This window comes from Halorubrum sp. B53, from assembly GCF_059752395.1.
On record NZ_MWTH01000002.1, the window covers coordinates 127,027 to 150,752 of the forward strand.

Genomic DNA, 23,726 nt, shown 5'->3' on the forward strand with positions numbered 1-23,726 from the left:
CAATCGAAATTAGCCCAAGTTCTCATGGTTTTCTTACGTAGCATACCTTGGATGAGCTAAGATCGGCGTGACCGATACGGTGTACAAAGGGTGCTGCGAGACCACTCTTTCGGGTTGGGTCCACACAAGATACTTATTATACCTTTCTCAACTAAATGATATGCAAATAGAACTCGATGGGGAGTCTTATGCTGTTACCACTGGGGGGTACGAATCTCCAATCCCCTCGAATGCCATTCTTGATTTAGAGGAGGCAAAATACCAAACCCGGTCTTGGAAGGGTTCGTTCTCGTCTGATCAAGTTGATCTAGCAGACATATACTCATCCAATATTTGTCCGGACAGCCCGATGTTCGCTATCCAATTCGGCCGGTCGTCTGATGTAGATGAGGATCCAACGTACCAGGTTTTTGGAGAAGGAGTGGAATCCTTGACGCACGGGACAGAAAACATTCCAGAAATAGCATCAAAGGTTGAAGAAGTATTCCGAGACAGGGAGAACTTCTCACTCCATCGTCCATTCATTCGTGCACACTCCAGACTTGCTGATGGTTCAGTCTTGTATACCGGCGTCTATTATTATGGACGTAGTACTGACTCAGTGAAACGATTTGAATTACGAATATTCCATCCAGATATACCGTTTGGAGTGGACCGATACGACGAGATCTTCGATTCAAGCCCGGTGAAGAAACCCCCCTATCTTGAGGAAGTGAACACAAAACGATATAGAGTGACAGATATTCCAGAACGAGCTACAGAGGTTGTGAAACCTATTATTTCCATTAGTGATTCAAGTGTTGAGACCGTAGCAATTGAAAACCCCATCACCTCAAACAATGTTCCTGAAAATGCATGGGGGGCGTTCAAATCTCCAAACCAGTTGTTTGCAAAATCATATCTGGTAGAGAACGAAGCTCAATCTGCGAAGATATCTGACTTCCGCGCGGTTTCTATAGATGATTTAGAGCCAATCTTTTATGAAGCAGAAATTCAGTAAGCCTTTCTAAGGTGCTGTATTCGAGAAAATAGATTACTTGATGATTTTGACGTTTGATTTTGTATACCACCTGAATCGGTTCTCTCCTACCTACCCACGCTCGTATGGCGGTGCTATCTGCGACTAGTGAGCGATCCATTCTCAACTCCACTTCCTACTACGGCTTCACTGTAGTCCGTTTTTCCCGCACCTCAGTCCGTGAACGCGATTGACCAGTTATGCCACAAGTAGCCCCACAGTCCATGAGTACCGACGACCAGCAACGGTTCCTCAGCCACCTCGCTGCCGGCCTCATCAAAGAAACCGGCGGAGATCTCCCAATCGAGACACTTCACCTCCGCGCCAGCGATTATCTCGACCTCGATGGCGACACCGTCACCCAGCTCGTCGAGGACGGGGCTAACAACGGAATCTACACGCTCGACCGCGACAGCGACGGCGGTCAGCGCATCACGAGCGTCACCCCAGAAGGCGACTGCCCGACCGAACTCGCCGCACACGTCGACGCTCTCACTGCCTCTGCCGACAGTATTGATTTCACCGTCTTGGACGGCGTCGGCGAGAGCGTCGAGCAGAACCTCATCGACACGGGGTACACCACGTTCGGCGAACTCCACCGTGCAGACCCCGAGGACCTCACGGATATCCCGACGCTCACAGGGAGCAAAGCCCAACTCATCGTCCAGCAGGCCGGCCAGCACGTCCAGGTCGAGACAAAGATCGCCGAAGACGCCCTCGCTCGCTACCGTGAACGCCTCGGCGATGACACCTCCGGCTCGGCGACCGTCTACTCCATCACTGACGTCGATCAGGACGTCGGCGACCCGCTCGCAGTCGTCGACTCCTCGATGCCAGTCGAAGAGGCAACCTTCCACGGGCTCCCTATTCTCGAGGACAACGACCACCCACATATCGTCCGGAAGCGCGATATGCCCACGCGGGCCGATGAGGTAATCGCACCGAAGACGACGACGATGGAGGATGTCCAGCTCGACACGCTTGAAGCGACCGCGATGAAGCTCGCCCGCGGCAACCGCGGCCTCCGACTGGTCGGCCCCCACGGCGCCGGGAAGAACTACTTCCTCAAATACCTCCACTACAAGACGAATCGCGTCCTCGTCAGCGTCGACGCCGACGCCTCGATGCTCGCCCAGGACCTCCTCGGCATCTCTACTGTCAACGAGGACCGCATCGTTGTCTTCCGCGACGGTATCCTCACGAAAGCGATGAAGCACGGCTACACGATCGTCATCAACGAGGTGAACGCCGCACCGGCGGGCGTGATGATGGCCCTCCAGAAGGTCCTTAATCAGAACGTCCTCACCGTCAAGGAATCCGGCGAGGAGATCATCCCGCACCCGGCCGCTCGAATCGTCGTCACGATGAACCCGCCAACGCGCGAATACCGAGGGAGCGAACCGATGAACGCCGCGACTCGTGACCGCTTCCAAACCATCTTCTTCGACTATATGGACCCCCAGGACGAGATCGACTTTCTCGATCAAAAGTACAACACGAGTCGCCAGCGCATCGACCGAGACAGCCTCCGTCGGATGGTCGAGTTCGCGAACGCCACCCGCGACAACGAAACGTGGCCGACGCTCTCCACCCGGAAGCTCGAAGACGCCATCGACTGGTACGATCTGGGGGCGAGCGTTCGCGGTGCCCTCAAACACGTCGTGAAGGCGAGCGCCGAACCCCACCAGAACCCCGACGATACCTACGACAAACTCGAAGACACCTGACTCCCCGGCCTGCTGTCGCCAGCAGGGGTTTCTCTCGCGCGACGGCACGTAGCCGCGTCCAACCGTCTTCATCAGAGGTGATTCCAGTTATGCCATCACTCACAGCCGCGTCGAGCGGCGCCGACACCGCACGGTCCGTTCTTCCCGACCGTCCAGCGCAAGCCCGCCGCTCCCAACAGCGAACCCGACGGTTGACCGAGTACATCCAAGCCCATACCGGCGAAAACATCGAAGTCGTCCTCACATCACACGTCCAGACTGCGTGCGTTCTCCCGGCTGACGCCGATCGCCTAATCGACGCCGATGCGACCGACTTCGACCAGCAAGCCGCCCAGCAGCTCGTCGATGCCGTCGACGGCGACTACCTCGTTCTCATCTCCACCAATCCGGCGAATCTCGATAACCTCCCGCTCGACGACCAGCTCACGGCCGACCGCGCCCAGCAGTTCGGCCTCTCACTACACGAACTTGGCCACATCCGCTACACGAACATCTCGACGGTCGCCGACCACCTTGACGAGCGCGTCGACGAAGAGTATCAGGAGTTCGTCCACGGCCTCATCAACTACGCCGAGGACGCCGCGATCGAACACCAACTCCGAGCGGCACAAAGTCAGCTCGCCGCCGACCGCCTCGAGCTCGTCAACCGGAGTCTCACTCAGATGGCGAGCGATCTCCCCGACACTGCTACTATCACCTTCACCTACCGGGACGCGATCCAGTCCTACCTCTACGACTACGGCATCTATGACTCTGGGAAGAGTGACGTCCTCCTTGACCCGGACGACCTCCGGATCACCTTCCAGTCCCAGGATGACGCGGCGGCCTTCGCGCAGACACAGGACGCGCTCGATGACCTCCTCGCGACCGTCCTCAGTGAACCAGACTCCGTGAAGCGTGGAGATGCCGTGCTCGACTGCTGGGAACAGACTATCAAGCCGCTCCTCGACCAGATAGACGAGGACAACCACCAGCAGGGTCAAGAAGACGAAGACACCGCCGCAACGGGTGGCAGTAGTCCGAACACGCCCCAGTCGCCCTCTCAGTCCGACTCGTCGACGCCCGACGAGTGCGAGCAGGGCGAGTCGAGCGAACCGTCCGTTGACCCCGACACGGACGCAGAGGCACCCGATGAGTCGCCAGAGGATGCACCCAGTGGGGACGGCGCCGCAGACGCTGATCCGAGTGACGTCTCGGAGTCGCCAACCGACGACAGTCCGAAGACGTCCGGAGACACCCCTGACGGCGTACTGGGTGAGTCGCCCGCTGACGGCGACCCCTCGGAGGCATCGAGTGACGACGCTTCCGCGGAGCCGCCGGCGGACTTCGACCCAGAGAACGTCTCCCTTGAGCAAACTCAGGATGGGCACTCCGCAGACGTCCTCGCCTACCCGGATATCGGGACGGCAGACACCGCTGACGAGCTCGCGCCCGACGACGCCGGGGCCTCTGCACACGACGACGGAGCCTCGTCCGAGTCCGATGTGGAGTCCGATGCCGAGCCTAACGCCCAGCCCGAGTCGACGGACGCCTCGCCGGACGAGGGCGAAAGCGACGATACGTCGGACGAGTCGGGGACGGGTACTGATAGTGCAGACTCCGTGGAAGGAGAACGTGACAGTGGTGTTGGAGCGTCCAGCGGCGACAATCTTGAGTCCACGTCCGACGAGGTCGGAGAGCCGGCGGCCGAAGAGAGCGGCATCGAGGAGCAGGGAGACGGAGAGGCCACCGAGGGCGCCGCAGACAGTAGCGGAGCGTCCGATGCGTCGAGTGGCCCGTCGAACGGGCAGGCGTCGCTTTCGGAATTCCTCGGAGGTGACCACACCGGACGTGACAGCGGTGAGGCCGCGAGTACCGACGAGGAGGCGACCCCAGATGGCTCAGATACCTCAGATACGTCCGACACTCCCGGTGGAGACACGGATGGCGCAGGAGCGCCCGACGACCGCGCTGACGGCGTTCCATCTGGAGACGATGGAGTGGCCGGAGACGCGGCTGGCGACACGGACGGCGGCGACACAGACGCCACGGAGAACGAAAGCACCGGCGCGGCAGGTGAGGATGAAGCGGACATCGACTCAGACACGCTCGACGACCCCACCGATGACGCCACTGTGCAAGACGGCGAGACGGACAACACTGGCAAGCCGGCCGAGGAAGCCGCAGCGCCGCTCGCCGAGCCAGTGTACGATGATTCCATCGACGAACGAGCCGACGCGCTCAGCGCGGACCACGACGCCGCTCACGAGGAAGCTGACCGCACCACTCCCGATCAGGACGCGCTCGAACGCGACCTCGAAGAAACCGTAGCCGCCCTCGAAGATCTCGCGAGCGACGGCGACACCGACGAGAGCGGCGAGAGCCCCGACACGACGACCGCACGGCGTCGTGGCGGCCCCGGCGCAGGAAAGGGAAGTCTCGACTCGCTCTCGGTCCTCCCGCAGATCGGTGAGCAGGCATCTCCCGTGAGGTGGCAAGCCGCGACCGCGGGTGCTGACGCCGTCGGTGGCACTCTCCGGATGGCGCTCCGAGAGAGTCGCCGCGACCAGACCCGCAGTGGTGTCACCAGCGGGAGCTTCGACCGGCGCCGCGCTGGCGCCCTCGCCCGCGGCGACGTCGACGCCTTCAGCGTCCGCCAGCAGGGTGACGAGAAACAGTACGACCTCGTCCTCGTCCTCGACCGCTCCAGCTCGATGAGCAATCTCATCGACACTGCCGAAGACGCTGTTGCACGGTTCGCCCTCGCCTGTGAGGACCTCGGCATCAACGTCGCCATTATGGACTTCGTCCACGGGGACGCCCGCCTCATCAAACCATTCAGCGTCGAAACCGATCACGTCCAAGCGAGTCTGATGAGCGGCGAGACGGGCGGCGGGACACCTCTCACTGATGCTCTCGGACTCGCCCGCTGCCTCCTTGACCAGCGCCGCGACTCCCCTCTCGTCATCATCATCACTGATGGTAAACCCGGCTCCGCGGACGACTACCAGCAGGAGCTCCAGCAGACGTACGGGCCTGTTTGCGGCCTTACGCTCGCTCTCGACACTCCCCACGGACAAGCTCCGGAGCGAGCGAAGGATGTCGAGCAGTTCTACGACCGCCATCTCTACGTCCACGACGCCGCCGACCTCGACCGCCGCCTAGACCAGTTCGCCGTGATGTTCGACGGCCTCTAACGATGAGCACCGACACCGCTTCATCCATCGTGGATATCCTTCATCGGGTATCGAGCTGGATTAGCATCACAGAAGACTCCCGGAAAGGTTATAGAAATCGCTCAACCTCACGAATTTCCTGCGATATCCATCGGCGAACGTTTTGGTCCGAAGATTTCGAACGCAACTGCTGTAATTTATCTCGACGACTTCGGAATATGTCAATCCCCCACCTCCCGCCTCCTTGTTCTATGGCGTTCAAATCCTCAACGACGTCATCGATATCCCCATAACGAATGAGTATTTCGTGAGCTAAATCCCACCATCCGTCGTGTTCCATTGGAGGTATACAACGTGCTAATTGTGGACCACGTTCTTCCGGGTTCACATCAACCCAATCCCATAAGACAAATTCAGGAACTAACAGAATAGCAGGATCATCTGAATCTATTCCAGTTCCCGCTAACCAAGCTTCTATTCTAACTCGGCTGGAGTCAGTGTCGAATCCATCCACAACCAGCTCCCAGGCCTTCTCCGGATCTTCTTCCAATAATGGTCGCAAGACGATGTCAAGGACATCTCGGATTCCGGCAATGCTTCCCTTCGTTCCCAATGAACCAATGATTGGACCAGCGATGTCATATCCGTTAGTTATATCTTGTTTAATTGTCATTTCTGCTAATTGTTCCCACTCAATCCAGTGCCCGCCCACGGCCACCTCAGATTCCTTATTGACGAGACTGGGGTGAGTGAGTGCCTGTATAATTAAATCTTCATTGATACTCGGAGCATCATCCCGCCTATAGAAGTCTTCCGCCAAATTGACCAATATCGCAACTGCTTCACCTGAATCTTTATCCATCAAGTAAGATCCGATCTCTAAGAACATTTCTTCAGATAATTCTCCATTTTGCGCAATAGTCTCGATCTGGCTGATCTTACGGAGTGGAATATCACCATTTTGGACAGAATCTAAAATCAGTTCAGCTGCTTCGTCCGATGGGTCTGCTCTGCGAACTAAGAAGGGGAAGAAGTTGATGAGATGTTGATCATTTATCATTCGATCAAAAACGTTCTTGGGGGCTTCCTCGCAGGAATCTACCACTTCGTATAGGTAGCTTCCAAATAGCCTACACGAGGCATCTGGCTCGACCGAATGTAAACCGGATAGGAGGATGTCAATAAGTTCGAGATCGTTGTCTCGCTTTGCCAGTTCCCGACCAAGATCTCCCGCATTTTCAGAAGAGGCTTGGTGCATCCATTCTAACTCATCGGTGATGAGGGCCGGATTTTCCGTGATCTCCTCGGCAAGAGAGGCAATCCTCCTCTCGGTTATTTCTTCACGCTCTTCGGAACGATCTACTAAATTATAGCCTGCTACGTATCGTTTAAGCTTCGTGTGGAAATCGCGATTTGTGATTTCCTTTTCGAACTCCTCCCAAGATTCGCGGAGCTCCATCGGATATTCATCTGCGTCATAATGGACAACCCCACTTGTGGCGGAGATCACGTCGTTTGCGTCCACGTCCTTGTGGTCCAGCAAACTACGAAACGTATCCTGAATAATGGGGGTGAGGTCCTCGCTCTCAGCTAACTTCCGGCAATTGTTCAAGAGAATATCTAGTGCCTTCTCAAAGTGCTTTTCTTGGAACCGTCCGAGGTTCCTTTCTACTAGCTTCCATACTTCTCTAAAATATTCGATTCTCTGTTCATTATTTTCGGGCATCCACAAGTCTGGTGCTGGCTTGGCACCTTGTCGGTGGGGTATTCCACCACCTCTACTGCCTCTAATCGACAATATTTGCTCGGCTGCCTCTAATCCCACCCGGTGTTTTTCGGAGTCCCTCGAAGTTAGCAAATCCTCCAAAAGCTGGTATCGATCCATTGGAGCAACCTCGGTTGGAGCGTATGGGCCATAGTGTGGCGAAAATAAACCCGCGAACAATCCTGTAGAGTTGTTTACAAATTTGTCATCATTCTCAGCCTCGGCCAACTTCTTGAGGAGTAGAGCTGCACCAAAGAAATGCGTCTCCCAAACCGCAATTCGACGCAGGCTTTCCAGGATAGGTCTCCGTCCCTCAATATTCTCCAATTCTTCACGCTCCATCGGTCCCAAGAACCTTTCTAGTATCTCTAAAGCTTCTCCCGGAGTCACTTCGGCAAGACCTCGGAAGACTGGCCCAATGTTCGCTTTGAATCCAGAGCTCCCAAACCACTCTGTTCTGAGGAGTGTTATTGTGGACCACTCTACCGCTTGGTCTATCGTGTTAGCATAGGGAATTCTCTCAGCAAAGCTCCACAACAGCCTCGGCGGACAACTCTCATGGAATATTGAATCAAGAATCGAAGCATCCCTTTCAAGCGCAGATCTCATCAGGTAGGTTGCCAATGGAATCGTTCGCAGCGAGAGTACGTCGTCACCGCTTAGCACACCCCGGTTCTTCTCATACTGAACAACTTCAGAAATGACCTCATCGGAGTAATCAGATTTCAGATTAAACGCTCGGACAATCCATTCTCGATGGTTCTCGTTATCTGACCAATTAATCCGGTCAAAGAATGCAAAGGGCGTCAAGATCCGCTTTACAGCTCTGAGCTCAGGCGCATCTTGCTCGTCCCCCACCAGTAGACGGTCAAAGATCGTCGAATCAGAGACTTCAACGACGCTCTCTTCCGTATCATCTCTGGTGTACCGCCCCGCTAAAAGCAATGCCATCTCAGGGTACCCGTCCGCAATTGTTGCGAAGCGGTCCACGGTGTGGCTTGGTACCTCTGGATACTCATTTTCTAAAATCTCCCTCAAATCATCCTTTTGCAACCGATCAATCGTCAAAGTAAGATCAGAAGCGACCTTGCTTCGGTCAGTCGAGATTGTGATCAATGCCAATCGATCGTAGGAACCGTACCTATTGTTGAAGGCCCGGTGCTGTTCTCTTGAACAGTTATCGAGGATAATGATTGCTTGCCGACTCTCATCCATCTCCAGGGTCGTCGCTAACTCGCATCCTTCAAAGTCATCTGCGTCTTCGTAGATAACCCGATTCGAAAATTGTTCGTGATTTACAGACTCGTATACTAAGCGGGTTTTCCCCAACCCAGAGGTTCCTCGGACTCTGCAAACTGGGCACTTGTCAATGTCTTCAAACTCATCTGTTCTTTTGAGAAGGGATCTTAGCTTCTCCTTGGCTTCTCTTCGATCATCGGTTTCGACAAAGGTTTCTGGAACTCGATTAGATCTCCGTTCAGACCAAGTCCCAATATCAATACCGCCCCCCTCAATAGAAGTGTATTTGAAAATGAGGCCGGGGAACTGATTGGCAAATTCGACCAATTGGTTGGTGGCGAAAAGCTGTACATTCCCCTTGTCATAGCCCTTCTCACTGAGCTGGTTTTCAATCGCCGAGATGCGTTCATCCCTCTCTTCAGAGGTCAGTTGAGAGAACGTGACGAATACATAATTCCCACCAGAAGACACGACATCCTTCACATATGATTTAATCTGACCATCACTATTCAATAATTCATTTTGACAATCTGACGTTGATGGCTTGCTGCCAGTTTTTATTTGGTATCCGGTTCTTCCCTCCGGAATTAGATTTGTTTTGTCAGCAGTGGTCACTTCTACCTCAAATTCATTTTCTGCCTCAGCGTCAATTCCTCCATCTGATGTGTAGATATTTAGATTCACGTGGGTCTCCGATTGAATTCCCGCATCGGGCGCAGAAGCCCAGATTAGATCACGAAAGAATTTGACTGCTTGCTTCGGTTCAAATGATAAAATATCCTCATCCACCAGCTCGATCCCTTGTCTCATTGTAGATAGAAAACGGAGTTTGAGGTATAACATTACCGCCGCATCATTCTTCCTTTAGACCGATACGTAGTACTCGGGTTTGGCCTCTACATATCAACTCGGTCATCAGTTTACGGAGTGCTGAAATCACCGTAGACCTGATTGTTGGTAGCCAAATGACTCGATCATCTACAAGTCATCGTTATTAGGTTATTTATCGGGTGGAAATCTGATACATCGTATTCTCTCCGAGATATGGGCGACATTGGGCTTGTCGCTCATTTGACCCCGCGGTCAACCATTGACCTACTGAACGGGCGCGGTATTCTCACACGCCCGGTCACTACCTGCCGTCTTCTCATAGTACCCTGAGCACCCCCAGAACTGGCGGTTCTCCCCTTTCGGAGATTGGAGCACCATGGGCCGACCACAATCCGAGCAGACCTTTAGTTCGTCCTGCGTTGCCACCGCGTTCTCGAGTTTCTCACGGAGATTCTGTGGCCACGTCTGTATCCGATACGTCCGCTTCGGTTTCCGCAGCGGCCGCCACGTCGGCTCCTCGCCGGCGTCGGCCACGTTCAGCAGGAGGACCGACTTTATCGCGTCTGAACCAGCTTCACGACTCGCGTTGTCTTCGCGGTCGATCGACGAGTATACCCGCAGGCACTTCTCCCCGTCATCCATAATCGATTCGTACACCCATTCGTCCGTCCAGCCGTACGTTTTCCGCTCAAAATCGACGCTGACACCCTCAAGGAACGTCTCGAACTCGCGACGTGTGATCGGGCGATACGTCTGCGCCGAATCATCCGAGTCGTACTCCTCAACCATCGTGTCCGTACCCACTCCATCGCCCGCCGTTGCCGACCGTTCGGTCGAACCATCCTTTGACGAGCCGTCTGTCGTCTCGACTGGGTCCGAGGTGTCTTCTGGTGACTCCGCACCCGGCCACACGACATCGCGGAAGACGCTTGCTTTCGAGTCATAATCGGCGACGATCTGCACGGCACCGACGTCTTGGAGCTGCTCGCGAACGCGATCTGGGAGAGATGCATATGCGGACTCAGACACCGGGTAGCTCTTGATCGGGAGCGAAACGACGTCGAAGACAGTCAGTTCACGATGCGAAGCGTCTCCGAAGCGCATCAGATAGCCGGTCTGGCTCGATAGTTGCGTGCGCGATTCGCGTAACGCCTCGGCAATTCCCGGTCGCTGTTCTGAGTCTACCTCCGCAGTCGCGAACAGTGTAATGACATCGTACTCTATCCCTCCCCGCGTGCTGTCCGGTGGCATAACTCATCAGCCTTATTCAGATAGTGCTGTCCCCTTACTTAACACTCTTACTCTGAACAGAGGGTGGAGTAGAACCATCCCTATGCCACCGAAGTGAGAAATTACGCATTATTCGAGACAAGTCAAGTATGATGAAAAAGCGATCGATCTCAAGAACTACGTACTGAATACAAGTTGCGAATATAACATCTAACCGGTACTGAGATCAGCGGGTCCTGCGGAGATGACGGGCCCCACTACAACCGAGCATCTAATACATTCTATGTATCCTCACCTCCGGCGAGTTCTGTATGTAGTGGTTCGTACTTCTCTCGCCACACCTCGCAGTCGTCATACGCACCAGTCTGCCACGAGATCACTAGAATATCATTGATTCGGTCGTCTGCCTCCATATCTGCTAAAAGATTATCCGATGGTCGAATCACGACTGCTGGACCAGTCTCATACGACGTGGAGTAGTTTTTGTGCTCTGTAATAAGGTACACTTTGTTACCGTCGATCTCAGCCAAGTGGTTTTCTCTTAATGTATCTCCGATGCCTTCCAGTGCCTTGCCTACTGAATCCTGAATGTACTTTTTCGCGTCTATTCCTATAAACCCAGTATCGGATTCACCATTTTCGATTTCTTGTAAAAGCCACTTGACTCCCGCTCTTATGGCCCTGATCTCCGACTCCTCGCCGCGATCCAGGTTGAAAATATACCGGCTTTGTCCTTCTTCAGAGGTCATACAGCGAAAATGTCTCGGCATCTAAATCAACTTTATTACTATCCTGATGCCTGTGTCTATTCTACCGTTATGTTTTGCATCGAAAAGAAACTCGTTCCGGATCGATGGTGGCAGAGGTATTGGACTGTATCACGCTTCCTTGGGTTGGTTGTCTCAGTCTCAGGTTTTTATGCTATTATTCCTATTCAGTCTGGTGGAAATAGGCTTACTGCGACCAGTATCTTCGCATCGCTTATCCTGACGTTCGCTCTCATCGTCGTCTATCAAGGCCTCGGTAGAATCCAGCAGGATCAACTCAATGAAATGAAGAGCCAAAGAGGACTCCAGGAAGATGTTGTAGATATTCAAGAGCAGCAGGCGGAGATAATGGAGCAGCAAGAAGAGTGGATGGAAGCAGGCTACCGCCCTCACGTCACCATCGAACGATGGCAAGCGCGCGACAACGAGATGCCTTTCTATCTACGAAATGTGGGGAATGGTCCGGCAACGAACCTAGTTGCTCGTATTGTGATGTACGCGAATTGGCCACCCGAGGAGCCAATTATCGAGGGGAGCGTGCGGTTGAGCCCAGAGAACCCTAATAACGGAGCCATCAAAACCGGTGTACTTCAATCGGATAGCGAACCACGTCCATTCACCGGCGAACTACTATTCCACGGAGAAATCAAGTCGAACAACATTCTCTCGTCGGATTTCCCTTCGATTGCTGCCAAAATGGTTGAATCAGACTTCAAGACAATTGCGTATCGGGTATTCTTCGAATATCAGATGATCAATGGAGAACACGTTCGAAACAAACTGTGGGAAGCTGAATCAGAACTCAGTGAGGGAATGACGCTTGAGGATCTGATTGACGAATCTTTCAAAAAGAAGATAGATTTCGACTATATACTTCCTTATAATCTAGACCCAGAGGACTGAAGATTATGGTTGAGTCTTGTTGCTATCTCTTACTGGCCATCCATTACGTGTTGACAACCGTCTCGAAGACGCTACTTCTGGCCGTCCTCGATACCGATTGTGAGAATATATGGTCGAGTTTCTCCCCCACAACTGCATTAATGAGTAGGCCAAAACACACCTCTCCTCGGATTTCTCCTCGTCCACACTGAATCGCCCGGTGCGATGAAACTATGTGCACACAGCCCTCGAAGAGGACCCTCTGCTACTGATCGACGATGGTCGGTACTGCGACCAACGTCGCCATCGACTCGAACGATCAGTCCCATCGCGTCGTCATCTGCGAATGGTCTGATCGTCCCCAGGTCGGCGTCGTCCACGAACAGCGCGTTGGCGCAGGCGACAACTGGCAGACAGCGGATCTCGAGGAAGTTCACCCACTCGTCCACCGAAGCACGACTACGCTCTGTACGTGGGTGAAAACACGCTACGACCGAGGGATCGCGATGGCGAGCTACCGGAGCGACACCGAGCATCGGGTCGTTATTCGCCCTATCGAACCCGGCGACGGCTTCGAGGTCGTTCACGAGCGCCGCGGGCCCAGGGAGGACACTTGGACGACCGTCGACGACCACCAAATCACCGCCTAACCACACACAGACAGATGCCACGAGACAGATTCATCGGCGATACCCCAAAGGACGCCCTCGAGGCGTTCATCGACGGGTGGTGTCGCGAGCACGAACGAGACAGCTACAGTTACGCGTACAAGCACAAGCGAATCACCGAGGATCCAGAGGATAAGCCGAACGCCAACGCGAAGTTCCGATTCACGCGAACAGAGACTTTCTACTCGCCGACCTATCGGACGTACAAAGGCTACATCTACGAGACACACGACGGTCGGTACGCGGTCGAGCACTGGGACAGTCATGTCGATCGTAACACGCCGCCGCCGAAGCCGCCAGGGAAGACACCGGGCCGCCTTCGCGGGCGGCGACCGCGCGACACGCGATACTGATCGAGGCTGATATCATCGAGTTCGATACCGACGGCCAACGTAAAATCCCCCGCCTCAAGCACGAGATAGTCGTGGCCGAACCCATCGCGTAGCGACCTACGGACTCGGGCGAACGCTGTCAGGGAGACTCGGGACACGGTCACGAAGCTCAGTGAGGCAGGTTTCGAGGATTGCCATCGGATTCGAATCTGTGAAGGATGCAGACTCACGGTGCGGTGCTGGCCACGCATCGTGGTCAACTTGGAAATGACTTGGGCCGAGCTTTTCGTGGGTTTTGTCCTGATGCCAGCCACATGACCACGGGGTCCCGGGTTCATTATACTGAATGCGGAACTCATCGCGCTTGGAATTGGGGCGCCACTCGAATTCAAGTGTCGCGTCGCCAGCGTCCGTGTTCTGGTCAAAAAAGACCGCGCGATCGAGGGTCGATACGAGACGGACTGGCCGCATCGGACTTGGTTTGGCTTCTACGGTCGTCACGCCAGCTTCCCGTTGAAGTCGATTTGTGACTCGTTTGTGGACCTCGTATCGGTGGAGATGCGTGTCTCCAGAAATCGGTGGATTTCCCATTTTACTGTCACCGAGTCAGTTGGCGGAGGCAATACGACTCTCACGAGTCGCCTCAATCGTATCATAGAGCTGAATCGCCTGCTTAATGAGCATCGCTTGGTGCTCATAGTAGTCCCAATCCTCCGCGTCGTGGCGCCGCTGCTGGCGTTCGGATGCCGGAAGATCATCACCGACGGTCGCCCGAAGTTCGTCAGCGGACTCCACATCGTACTCCTCTTTCCACTCGTCGATATCGTCCCGGATTGCATCTAGTTCAGCCGTGAGTTCGTCTTTTCGATGGTCGTTGACGAGGTCACGGATCTGATCGAAATACTGGGTGACTGGATCTGGATAGTAGCGGGTCTCGCGGCCCCGCTGGATCGTCGCGAGTTTATCCGCTTCGACCAGTTGCGTGAGATACTTTTCAGCCGTGTTTCGGGCAACATCAGCAGCCTCAGCTATCTCTCCCGCATTTTTTGGTTCACGAACCGTCATCGCAACCTCCCGAATCCGGACGACCTTTGCCGTGTGATCTGTGGTTCCAGAGTCGCTCATACACGTATTCGGATCTCCAGCACCATTACTGTTTTGAATCCTAGTTCAAAATATTGAATTAGTCTTGTTTTTCGCCCGCATACCGACGAACGGGCCTCGCATCCATCGCTGCGACGCCGTTCGAAGAGGAGATTCACTATGATCGACTTCGAGTCCGCAATCCAGTCAACACTCATCCAGCTCAACGACGAGCATAGCCACACCGAGCTCGACCCCTACACTTTCCACCCGAGTCAGCTCGCGAAGTGCCCCCGCCAATGCTACAACTCAAAACTCGGTCTTCTCGACCATACCGACGCGCTTGGCACCTTCCACACGGGAACCACTATCCACGAGTTTATGGAAAACGAGGTCATCCCAGACCTCGACGTCGAAACCCAGCGCGAAGTCGCAATCGAGATGGAGGTGGACGGGCTTACGATCATCGGCCATGCCGACCTGTACGAGCCCGGCACCAACACTGCCTACGACTACAAGTCGCGAGCCAACTGGTATCGGTTCAATCCACCCATCGAGCGCCATCTGGATCAGATCTATCTATATATGAAGGCGCTTGGCGCGTCTCAGGGTCAGATTGTGTACCTCGCGAAGTCCGATCTTGAGGTTCGGACGTGGCCACCGGCGAGTGCCGGCATTGATGCCTTCGGTCCCGACCCGGGGCGTGTCCAGGACCTTCTCGAGAAAGGTAAGCACATCGCCGCCACAATTATCGGCGAGGGCTACCCGACGAGCAAAGAAGACATTCCCTTCAAGACGTGCGACTGCTGGCTCTGCGAGAGGGAATCCCTTCGCTTCGATCATATCCAAATGGATACCGACTCGACCGTAGCGCGCAACGCACTCGGAGTAGAAGGCGACGATACAACGGACTTCGAAGCGACTGAGGATGACAACAGCGGGGACGCTACAAGTAGTAGTGAAGTCTCCCAATCTCCTGCTGACGTCTGAACACTATTATCTACCGCCTTCATTCTCATCTGTCTCCGGCAAACCGCTTTGATGAATTCTATCGAGAACTCAGATTAGCTCAGTAACCCAAGATCGTTGAGCCGATCTTCGATGTTTACGAGGGCTTTTTCAGCGTCATCGAGTTGTGTTCCACCAGTGATGACGAGTTTCCCACTTCCAAAGAGGAGTGCGACCACGTCCGGGTCATCGAGTCGGTAGACAAGCCCCGGGAACTGTTCAGGTTCGTATTCGACGCTTTCGAGGCCCAGACCGATCGCGATGGCGTTCAAATTGAGGGTATAGTCGAGATCCCCACTTGAGACAATATTCTGGATTTCAATCTCTGGCGAGGCTACGACATCGACCCCCAACTTGCGGAGTTCGTCGAAGACGTGGTTAAGCGCAGTCGTCACGTCGTCAACGCTGTTCGCTCCCGTACAGACGACTTTTCCCGAGCGGAAGATGAGTGCTGCAGCTTTGGGATCGTGCATCCGATAGACGAGTCCCGGGAAGTTATCGGGATCGTAGTCGGTCGCTCCTAAATCCCCAGAGAGCGTTTCGAGGTCGAGTTCTTGACCGATATCGGACGAGGCAACGACGTTCTCGACTTGAATTGACTCCGTTGTCATACTCATAGAGATATCTACCAGTCACGAGTGTCTTAAAAACAGGTGGGTGAATTCGAGCGATGGGGGTAGTACTTTCTGACCGAGCTAGAGGTCGCGGGGCTGGACAGTTTTCCGATCGTTTGCCTCGGCACGCCGGGCTGCATCTTCGAGCATTTCAGTTACTTCGTCGTCCAGTGCTTCGTAGAAATCCGCCGAGACGTTGTGGTCATTGAGCGCTTCTTTCACGGCCGATTTGACAATCAGGTCTGCCATACGCTCGGGTTGTTCTCTCGTCCTCTGTATAAACATACAGATATCTGACTCGGTTCTTCTAGGAGTGTTCACGGCCACTTTCAGGGCAACAGACGTATTCAATAGCACTACGTATCAAGTAGTAGGACGATGCACGATCTGACTGGATTCCAACGGGACCTCCTGTACGTGATCGCTGGCCTTGATGAGCCCCACGGCCTCGCGATCAAGGAAGAACTCGAAAACTACTACGAGAAAGAGATCCATCACGGCCGACTCTACCCGAACCTCGACACGCTTGTTGAGAAAGGGCTTGTCGAGAAAGGAGAGAAAGATCGGCGAACGAATGTCTATACGCTTACGCGTCGTGGGCGTCGTGAAATCGAGGCTCGACGCGAGTGGGAGTACCAGTACGTCGAACCCGCAGAGTCAGCTCCTGCCTAGATACGCTCAAACAGCCAATCCAACCTATCGAACGAAGTTTACTTCCCTCCACCATTATATCCATTCAGATGGACGACAAGACGTTCTTCGAACAGCTACGGTCAATCTGTTCAGATGCTGTTGAGTCGTACCGGGTGGAGTACCCGGACGCACCACCCCTGACCGAGTCACTCCAACAGAATTCCGATGCCCCCCTCGCGAGCGAGGCTGACCTCCACGAACGCTTCGATGAACTCACGCGATTTTACGACGACCTCCTCGATGTCGATTCCACACCGTACCGCGAGATGTGGCGCAAGCATCTCGTTTACGACTGTTCGCGTAGGGAGCGTCTCGCACTCCTTACGAGCGATCTGCCGGCCTCATTGACGCTCGTGTTCATCGAAGGGCGATATTCCGCGCGGACGGGCAGAATCGGCGTGAGTCCACGCCAGCTCCCCGAGACGACGGCGTACACGTATTTAGCGTCGGAGTTGTGCCACGCGTATCAGCACCAGTTCGACTCACCAACGTGGAAACACCCATACTTGCAGGAAGGTTTCGAGCAGGCAGTGTCAGTCCGTACGCAAGCACATTTCGCCACTGAGCTACAGTACGACTTCTTGACTCATCTCGCGGAGAGACAGCATACGAAGACGCTCTTGGAGGGCGTCCTTGCCCACGGAACGCGTCGAGGCGGGATCACACCGGCAGCTGTTCGTGAACTCGGTGTTACCGACGAGGAGCTGGCTGCGCTTCGATCTCACCGTTTGTGGCGGCCTCTCGGATATCTTCGTCCGCGGTACTTGTGGAGTGATGTTGCATTCCTCCCCGAATACGTCCTTTTCGGCTCATTGCTCCTTGTGAGTGAGGCAGCGGACATCTCGGCTCCCTATGCCCGGGCGTTCCACGGCAACCACCCGTGGACATCAGTTATCGACGAAATCACTGCCTCAACACCCGGCTGGCTCTGGCGTCTCTATCATCAATAACAACCATCCTGACGGACGAAGGCGAGTCTTCAGCTAGCTTATCGATCTGTTCAAGGTCCTACTCCAAGGGATCAGCGGCTGTCCTCAATAGGTTTCATCGTGGCGTAATTCCGATGGGGACCATGCCGTGACTGATCGAGAAACCAATTCAGGAGAGCAATTATGCTCGACTCGCTCTGTTACTGTGGATACTGTTATCGGTATGGATTCCACTCGTAGACAGTTTCACCATCATCTGTCTCGGAGGCTTGATAATTGACTGAGTGGTCCCAGCCACCATGTCGCCAGAGCTGATCGAACGTCTTCCGCATCACATCCGGGACATCGATATCTGGATTGTCGATTTGGACGCGATTCAACCGTATCTCGTCCTCGGTGAAAGGTCGCACATTGCTGGGTGGTCGGTTTGATCCACTTGGTCGGGAAAGTGTGTACCCCTCGGCACCCAGTATGCTAACGTACACATAGTAGGGCGGGTAGATGTCTGCTTCATCAAACGTCCCGAGAGCAGTGTGAACGAAGTTCGCTATGAGCCGATCAATAGATGTCCGGAGTTGGGGATTGTTGCTGGGATACAGAGCTGTGAAGATACCTTCAGTCCACCCGTCCCGATGGATAGCAGTGTATCGCTCCCTCTCGGTGCCATCATGGAAGCGTCGATTATTTTCGGTGATCTTCACCTTCGGTCGTGTTACAGCGTATGCATCACGTTTTTCGAACTGAGGTGGGTGGGGGAGGTCGCCTGCATATCGGTCGTGATGGTCGTCGACGGCCTCCTGAGGAATGACATGGACGACAACTAAGGCAGGGTCCTCGACAATTGTCCCATCGGGAGCTTGTCGGCGCTTCACACGATCCAGCAAATCCTCATAGAGATCATCTACTTCTGACTCAATGTCTACGAACGGTCGATTGGGGTCGACACGGAGGTGTTCCCGGATCAGATCGTTGTTCTCACGATTGCCCACCAAGCTGTTCCGGATTTTTGAGAAGTCCCAAACCGTCGTGGGGATTCCCCATTCCTCGTGGAGCTCCTCTTCAACCCGATCCCGTTTGGTCGTACTGGGGTCCTGTGTTGTGGCGAAAATGTAGAAGTCAAAGTCACGATCGAAGTTCTCAACAGCTGTTTCGATGTCGTCGTGGGCTTTCCTGACCCAATTGTCTTTCTGCACAGAGCAATGAAGGATCCCGTCTCGGTCACCATCTAGGAGGAAGGCGTCGCGACCGCCATCGGGACCGCTTGTCCCCGTTGGATCCACTGTGTACCCTTCCCGCTCCAATAAATCATGCATCAACCGCTCAAACCGGTCACTGCCTAATGCTTGAAGAGCGACCTCAATTCGGCTGTTCGACATAGTTGTGTATTCTCTTTGTTTTGGTTAGTTGTATAGACTTCTTTGAGGATATCGACTTGAACGCTGTTTCCGAGCTGAAGACGCCGTTATATCCATTTATAGGGCCATTGATCTACGGTATTCCCCTGCTGTAGCAGCTCTTCTCGTTCAGTCATACGTGGATGCTAACCCGGGATGCACCTATTTGTTCCATCGGTAGAAATTTCCAATCAATTGGAATTTCTAACCCGACTACTATTCACACACCCCATTCTTCCCTCCTCAGATACATCAGATATCGCAGTCACCACAGAGCCGTCACGTTGGGAACATCAGCAATCTCAGATATAGCAGATATATCAGTATGGGAAGTCGGCCATCATTGAGCTATCTATCTCATTTTCAGATACCTCAGATATATCAGTTATCTCAGTTACACTACTTACGGACCAGCAATCAGTTATCTCAGATACCGTAGTGAGATGGCGTGTTTACGGGAATAGTATTAGATGCGTCAGATATCTCAGATACACCAGCTAGGTTTCTCTCGAGAACTTCTCAACCTGTCTTATTCCTCGATCAGTCTTCTCAGATACGTCAGAAACAGCAGGTACGTCTGACAAACAATTATATCAGACGCCTCAGATACATAGGTCATATGACGCAGATAATCGCCATCTCAAATCAAGCAGGTGGGGTCGGAAAGACCACTACCACAATCAACCTCGGTGGTGCGCTCGCGAACCAAGGCCACGATGTCCTCCTCATCGATGCCGACCCGCAGGGAACCCTCACCGAAGGCACGGGCTTCCGTGACCTCTACGATCAGAAGATCCCATCTCTCCACCAAGTGATGGTCGAACCAACACGCACTGAGGAGATCAATGAGATTATCGAGCATCACGACGAATTCGACGTCATTCCGTCCAACAAAGCAATGGACGGGCTCAAAGATATGCTCGTCACTCAGGTCGCAAACAGCGAAATGCGACTTAAAATTGCCGTCGACGAGCTTGACCACGACTATGATTTCATCCTCATTGACTGCCCGCCTGATCTCAGCCAAATCCTTGATAATGCCCTCCTCACCGCCGAACAAGTCCTCATCCCCGTCGAGCCAACCCGACGTTCCATCCGTGCGATCGAGAAGATGAACGAGGAGATTGCCTACCTCTCAAACAGTTTCCCGGGCCAAATTGACACCATCGATATCCTCGGGATTGTCATTAACGCCGTCGAGAGCGTCCAGAACAACGATACTAAGCAGATGATCGAGTTCTTCAATGACGCTCCATATGACGTCTTTCAGGTGCCTGAGCGCGTCGCCATCCGGCGTGCATGGAACAACGGCGTCTCCATCTTCCTCCACGAGGACGACGCGAAGACCGAGGACGCACGCGAAGCCTACACCGAGATAGCGAAAATGCTCGAACGTCATACTACGGAGGTGGAAGCATGAGCAGCAACGACGGCGACGATGACCTCGAGGAGCGGAAAAGCGACGTTTGGAGTATGGACGAAGTTCGAGGCGGCGGTACAGAGACGAAAGACACAGAAGATACCTCAGATACAGCCGACGAAGAATCGGCATCCACTACGTCCGACACCGCAGAACCCGCAGATATCTCAGATACCTCAGAAATGGGAGACACCTCAGATATATCTGGTGACGAACCCGCGTCCACTACGTCCGATAGCGGTAGCGACGAAGACACAGCATATACGTCAGATACATCAGACACGTCAGATGAGATCGACGACACCGCTGTTGAAGCCGACGGAGAGACCGTCCGGCAGATGGCACTCGACGCAGACGCGAAGGGCCTTGTTGTTCGCGACCTTCACAACGTGAACGTCTACCTCTACGAGAGCGTCTATCAGGAGATGCGTGTGAAGTACAAGGAACTCGATACCGAGTATTTCGCCACACACGGTGAAGATCTCTCGAAGAACAAGGACTTCTTCAACGCCGTCTTTCGGGCTGGGCTTCAGAGCCCTCAGCTGAAAGAAGAACTCGAGATCGACTGACTGCTCTCGTCGAATCTATTCCCCAAAATTCGAGAGAAGGAGCTCGTATTCCTCTGTTTCAGGTCTTAGCGTATCCGAACCCTACGTCACTGGACACCGGGTTCTTCTCCGAATAAGCCCTCAAGATCCTCTCGGATCTCCTCACGGCGATGCCGGCGCTTCTCCGCTTCTGAGAGGTAGTTATCCAACACGACCTCCGCTGACTTCGACCCCTGCTCCTCAGCGACATCTGCAAACCGCTCGGCCACACGACGCACCGCCTCTCCGTACGCCGTGTACCAATATCGTCGCCCCATCTTCGGCGTCGGGACCTCCCCATCGACAGTCACTCCAGCGCGTTCTGCGAGGTTCTTGAATCGACGTCGAACCGTCGACGTCGATAGGTGCCCGCTCTCCGCAGATGAAGACGGGAACACAGCGCCCATCCAGTCGTCGCCCGCCTCCTCAACGACGGTGTCGATCCGTGCGGTTGCATCTTCAACACCCGTGAGGAGTGCGACCGTCCCGGGTCCGTTCTTCCGCTCACTCCCGAATTCGATGTACGGTCCGGTCTCCGTGTCGTCTTCTGGTGGGTCGAGAACCAGCTGATCAACGCGTAGCGACGCAACCTCGCTCGGTCGAAGCCCCCATCCGCAGACCCCAATCACGATGAGACGGTCGACCGGATCGGTGGCTGTCTGATAGAGTGTTCGTATCTGATCAGCCTCAAGAGCCTGATTGTCCCACTCAGGCGTCGAATCCCACCCAAAGCGACGTTCCAGCTGGTCGGTCGGGTTGTGACGTGCGCCTTTGAACGTCACCTGATGGGTGTAGAATTGCCGAACTTCCTGGACGTACTTCCGTCGCGACGCGTGCGTTGTCAGCGTGTCCTCGCGGCGACGTAGGACGTCGAACGTATCCGCGACGCGATCCATCTCGTCGGCCCGCGCAGCGTCGTCGTGTAGCGGTCTGAGCAGATCATCGGTGGCATTGACGTCCTTGTATGTCCGGACGTACAGACGGAGCGCAGAGCGGCGTGTGGCGACCGTCGACTCCGCCCGTCCCTGCCGATCGCGCAGCTCGACGAGGTAGTCCTCAAGGGCTGCACGCGTCTCTTCGTCGTCGACGAAGTCAAACGGTCGCTCCTCCGGCTTGGACTCAACCGGAACGTCGATCTTCTCGTAGAAGTCACCCGGTGAGAGGTCGAATCGCCGCGAGAGATGTTTGATGAACCCTGGAAAGTGCGATTCGATCCACGAGTAGGTGGGGGTTTCGTGCTCAGGAGCGAGTCCCTCGGCGCGCATCTGCGGCGTAATCTCGTCGTGGTAGAAGGCCTCGGCGTCCTCGAGGTCCATCGTGCTGTAGCGTGGAGTGTCGGTCGTCTCGGTCATAGTGTTCGTGTAGTCGTCGCGGTCGGTGAGAGACTCGAATGTGAGCGCGAGGGAAATCGCCAGCGGGAGCGGACGTGCTCCGTGCAGTAGCGATTCTAAGTCTGGTGGTTTCGGTGGATAGAGCGTTTCGTTCGATTTACTTATAGGTTGTCCTCTACTGTTTTCCACGTGAGAAAACGGCAACCGGACAATACTCGTCACAATAATACACCACGGGAATAAACTGTATAGCGCTATATCCAAATTTGACTGTGTAGTTCACGTTTTCGGGATCTCAAATTCTACCAACCACTAGATTGCTGATAATTTCTTTGCGTGGCGGTATCGATTGACAAGACAGCTATGAGTTCAATAGAGATGTGAAACAGTTGATCTGGCGACTAATGTGACGACTTGAAACCGCTCGCCGCCGCGCTCAGAACTACGATGACTTCAAAACGGATGTCGGCGGTTGATGACGACGCCCCCGCGCTCGCGGGGGCGATCGTCTATCACGCTGGGGAAGTCTGTGAATCAGTGGATCATCTCTGGCGTGTTCTTGGAGAGGTATCGATTCCAGTTGACGGACTTACCGACGACCGCCAGCAACACAAGGCCGCAAACGGCACCGAACCGATGGCTCGGGTGTATCTCTATCAGGAGATCTACGACCTCGCCCAGAGCGAGGTCGCAGATCGCCTCGAAGATCGCCCATCACTCCTGAAGACGCTTGATTTGGACAAGGCACCGAGCCAGCAATCAATCTCGTACGCATGGAAGCAGTTCAGTGAACAGACCAAACTGACGCTCAACGCGGCAGCTACAGGTATCGCACAAGAAGCCGTTGACCGCGGCGTCATCTTGGAAGCACGAGTTCCACTCATCCCAGATGAAGACGATATCGAAGAAGACCGTGATGAACCAACCGTAACACGCGAACACATTCGAAAGCAGGGGAACAAGATCGTCGAACTCGCCCGAAGGCACGCCTTCGGCGAGTTCGACTCTGGTAGGGCCCAGAATAGAGTCTACGAGGACGAACAGATCCTCGAT

The 23,726-nt window shown here is 54.4% G+C and carries 19 protein-coding genes and 1 pseudogene; 12 read left to right on the forward strand and 8 right to left on the reverse strand.

From position 1 onward, the window contains the following. The first annotated feature begins 160 nt into the window (after nt 1–160). The 3 genes from B4V06_RS01190 (at nt 161) to B4V06_RS01200 (ending at nt 5,921) form a co-directional block, all read left to right on the forward strand. The gene (locus B4V06_RS01190) at nt 161–1,000 is read left to right on the forward strand and encodes a hypothetical protein (protein ID WP_498166871.1); all 840 of its coding nucleotides are present in this window, start codon (nt 161–163) and stop codon (nt 998–1,000) included. A gap of 242 nt (nt 1,001–1,242) precedes the next feature. Further along, a complete protein-coding gene (locus tag B4V06_RS01195) occupies nt 1,243–2,745 on the forward strand; it encodes an AAA family ATPase (RefSeq protein ID WP_498166874.1) in 1,503 nt (500 codons plus the stop codon). Nucleotides 2,746–2,834: 89 nt separating this feature from the next. Then, a complete protein-coding gene (locus tag B4V06_RS01200; protein ID WP_498166876.1) occupies nt 2,835–5,921 on the forward strand; it encodes a VWA domain-containing protein in 3,087 nt (1,028 codons plus the stop codon). Nucleotides 5,922–6,009: 88 nt separating this feature from the next. Here B4V06_RS01200 and B4V06_RS01205 read toward each other — a convergent pair whose 3' ends face one another. From B4V06_RS01205 to B4V06_RS01215, 3 genes are all read right to left on the reverse strand, one after another. After that, entirely contained in the window at nt 6,010–9,714 is a 3,705-nt protein-coding gene (locus tag B4V06_RS01205; RefSeq protein WP_498166879.1) for a hypothetical protein, read from the reverse strand. A 285-nt stretch (nt 9,715–9,999) separates the two neighbouring features. Further along, nucleotides 10,000–10,986, reverse strand: a complete 987-nt coding sequence (locus B4V06_RS01210) for a hypothetical protein (RefSeq protein ID WP_498166881.1) — start codon at nt 10,984–10,986, stop codon at nt 10,000–10,002. Nucleotides 10,987–11,246: 260 nt separating this feature from the next. Further along, complete coding sequence (locus B4V06_RS01215) at nt 11,247–11,714, reverse strand: hypothetical protein (RefSeq protein WP_311173255.1); 468 nt, start codon at nt 11,712–11,714, stop codon at nt 11,247–11,249. Between the two features lie 69 nt (nt 11,715–11,783). Here B4V06_RS01215 and B4V06_RS01220 point away from each other — a divergent pair, with 69 nt between their 5' ends. From B4V06_RS01220 to B4V06_RS01230, 3 genes are all read left to right on the forward strand, one after another. Further along, the gene (locus tag B4V06_RS01220) at nt 11,784–12,635 is read left to right on the forward strand and encodes a hypothetical protein (RefSeq protein ID WP_498166884.1); all 852 of its coding nucleotides are present in this window, start codon (nt 11,784–11,786) and stop codon (nt 12,633–12,635) included. 257 nt (nt 12,636–12,892) lie between these two features. Then, nucleotides 12,893–13,264 (forward strand): hypothetical protein, encoded by a 372-nt coding sequence (locus tag B4V06_RS01225; RefSeq protein WP_311173253.1) that lies wholly within the window; start codon nt 12,893–12,895, stop codon nt 13,262–13,264. Between the two features lie 14 nt (nt 13,265–13,278). Then, nucleotides 13,279–13,635 (forward strand): hypothetical protein, encoded by a 357-nt coding sequence (locus B4V06_RS01230; protein WP_498166886.1) that lies wholly within the window; start codon nt 13,279–13,281, stop codon nt 13,633–13,635. Between the two features lie 585 nt (nt 13,636–14,220). Here the strand turns inward: B4V06_RS01230 and B4V06_RS01235 are convergent. After that, nucleotides 14,221–14,739, reverse strand: a complete 519-nt coding sequence (locus B4V06_RS01235; protein WP_312620712.1) for an ArsR/SmtB family transcription factor — start codon at nt 14,737–14,739, stop codon at nt 14,221–14,223. Between the two features lie 138 nt (nt 14,740–14,877). Between B4V06_RS01235 and B4V06_RS01240 the strand changes: the two genes are divergently transcribed. After that, nucleotides 14,878–15,687, forward strand: a complete 810-nt coding sequence (locus tag B4V06_RS01240) for a PD-(D/E)XK nuclease family protein (protein WP_498166890.1) — start codon at nt 14,878–14,880, stop codon at nt 15,685–15,687. Nucleotides 15,688–15,761: 74 nt separating this feature from the next. On the opposite strand, the gene B4V06_RS01245 is transcribed toward B4V06_RS01240, so the two are convergent. Together B4V06_RS01245 and B4V06_RS01250 are read right to left on the reverse strand one after the other, a co-directional pair. Then, nucleotides 15,762–16,322, reverse strand: coding sequence for a TATA-box-binding protein (locus B4V06_RS01245; RefSeq protein ID WP_498166893.1), 561 nt, complete (start codon nt 16,320–16,322; stop codon nt 15,762–15,764). Between the two features lie 78 nt (nt 16,323–16,400). Then, nucleotides 16,401–16,568: a DUF1931 domain-containing protein gene (locus tag B4V06_RS01250; RefSeq protein ID WP_498166896.1), complete on the reverse strand. Its 168-nt coding sequence runs from the start codon at nt 16,566–16,568 to the stop codon at nt 16,401–16,403. Nucleotides 16,569–16,697: 129 nt separating this feature from the next. On the opposite strand from B4V06_RS01250, the gene B4V06_RS01255 reads away from it, so the two are divergent. Both B4V06_RS01255 and B4V06_RS01260 read left to right on the forward strand, forming a co-directional pair. Continuing rightward, nucleotides 16,698–16,991: a PadR family transcriptional regulator gene (locus tag B4V06_RS01255; RefSeq protein ID WP_049984640.1), complete on the forward strand. Its 294-nt coding sequence runs from the start codon at nt 16,698–16,700 to the stop codon at nt 16,989–16,991. Between the two features lie 68 nt (nt 16,992–17,059). Beyond that, the gene (locus tag B4V06_RS01260) at nt 17,060–17,962 is read left to right on the forward strand and encodes a hypothetical protein (RefSeq protein WP_498166898.1); all 903 of its coding nucleotides are present in this window, start codon (nt 17,060–17,062) and stop codon (nt 17,960–17,962) included. Between the two features lie 194 nt (nt 17,963–18,156). Here B4V06_RS01260 and B4V06_RS01265 read toward each other — a convergent pair whose 3' ends face one another. After that, nucleotides 18,157–19,317: a restriction endonuclease gene (locus B4V06_RS01265; RefSeq protein ID WP_498166901.1), complete on the reverse strand. Its 1,161-nt coding sequence runs from the start codon at nt 19,315–19,317 to the stop codon at nt 18,157–18,159. A 637-nt stretch (nt 19,318–19,954) separates the two neighbouring features. Here B4V06_RS01265 and B4V06_RS01270 point away from each other — a divergent pair. Both B4V06_RS01270 and B4V06_RS01275 read left to right on the forward strand, forming a co-directional pair. After that, nucleotides 19,955–20,755 carry a ParA family protein gene (locus B4V06_RS01270; protein ID WP_123538933.1) on the forward strand — a complete coding sequence of 267 codons (801 nt, stop codon included), beginning with the start codon at nt 19,955–19,957 and terminating at the stop codon, nt 20,753–20,755. After that, entirely contained in the window at nt 20,752–21,324 is a 573-nt protein-coding gene (locus B4V06_RS01275) for a DUF8160 family protein (RefSeq protein WP_498166905.1), read from the forward strand. Before B4V06_RS01270 ends, B4V06_RS01275 begins: the two co-directional genes overlap by 4 nt. Nucleotides 21,325–21,410: 86 nt before the next feature. On the opposite strand, the gene B4V06_RS01280 is transcribed toward B4V06_RS01275, so the two are convergent. Next, a complete protein-coding gene (locus B4V06_RS01280) occupies nt 21,411–22,694 on the reverse strand; it encodes a tyrosine-type recombinase/integrase (protein WP_498166908.1) in 1,284 nt (427 codons plus the stop codon). A 441-nt stretch (nt 22,695–23,135) separates the two neighbouring features. Between B4V06_RS01280 and B4V06_RS01285 the strand changes: the two are divergent. Then, nucleotides 23,136–23,726, forward strand: a pseudogene (locus tag B4V06_RS01285) (ISNCY family transposase); the annotation flags it as partial.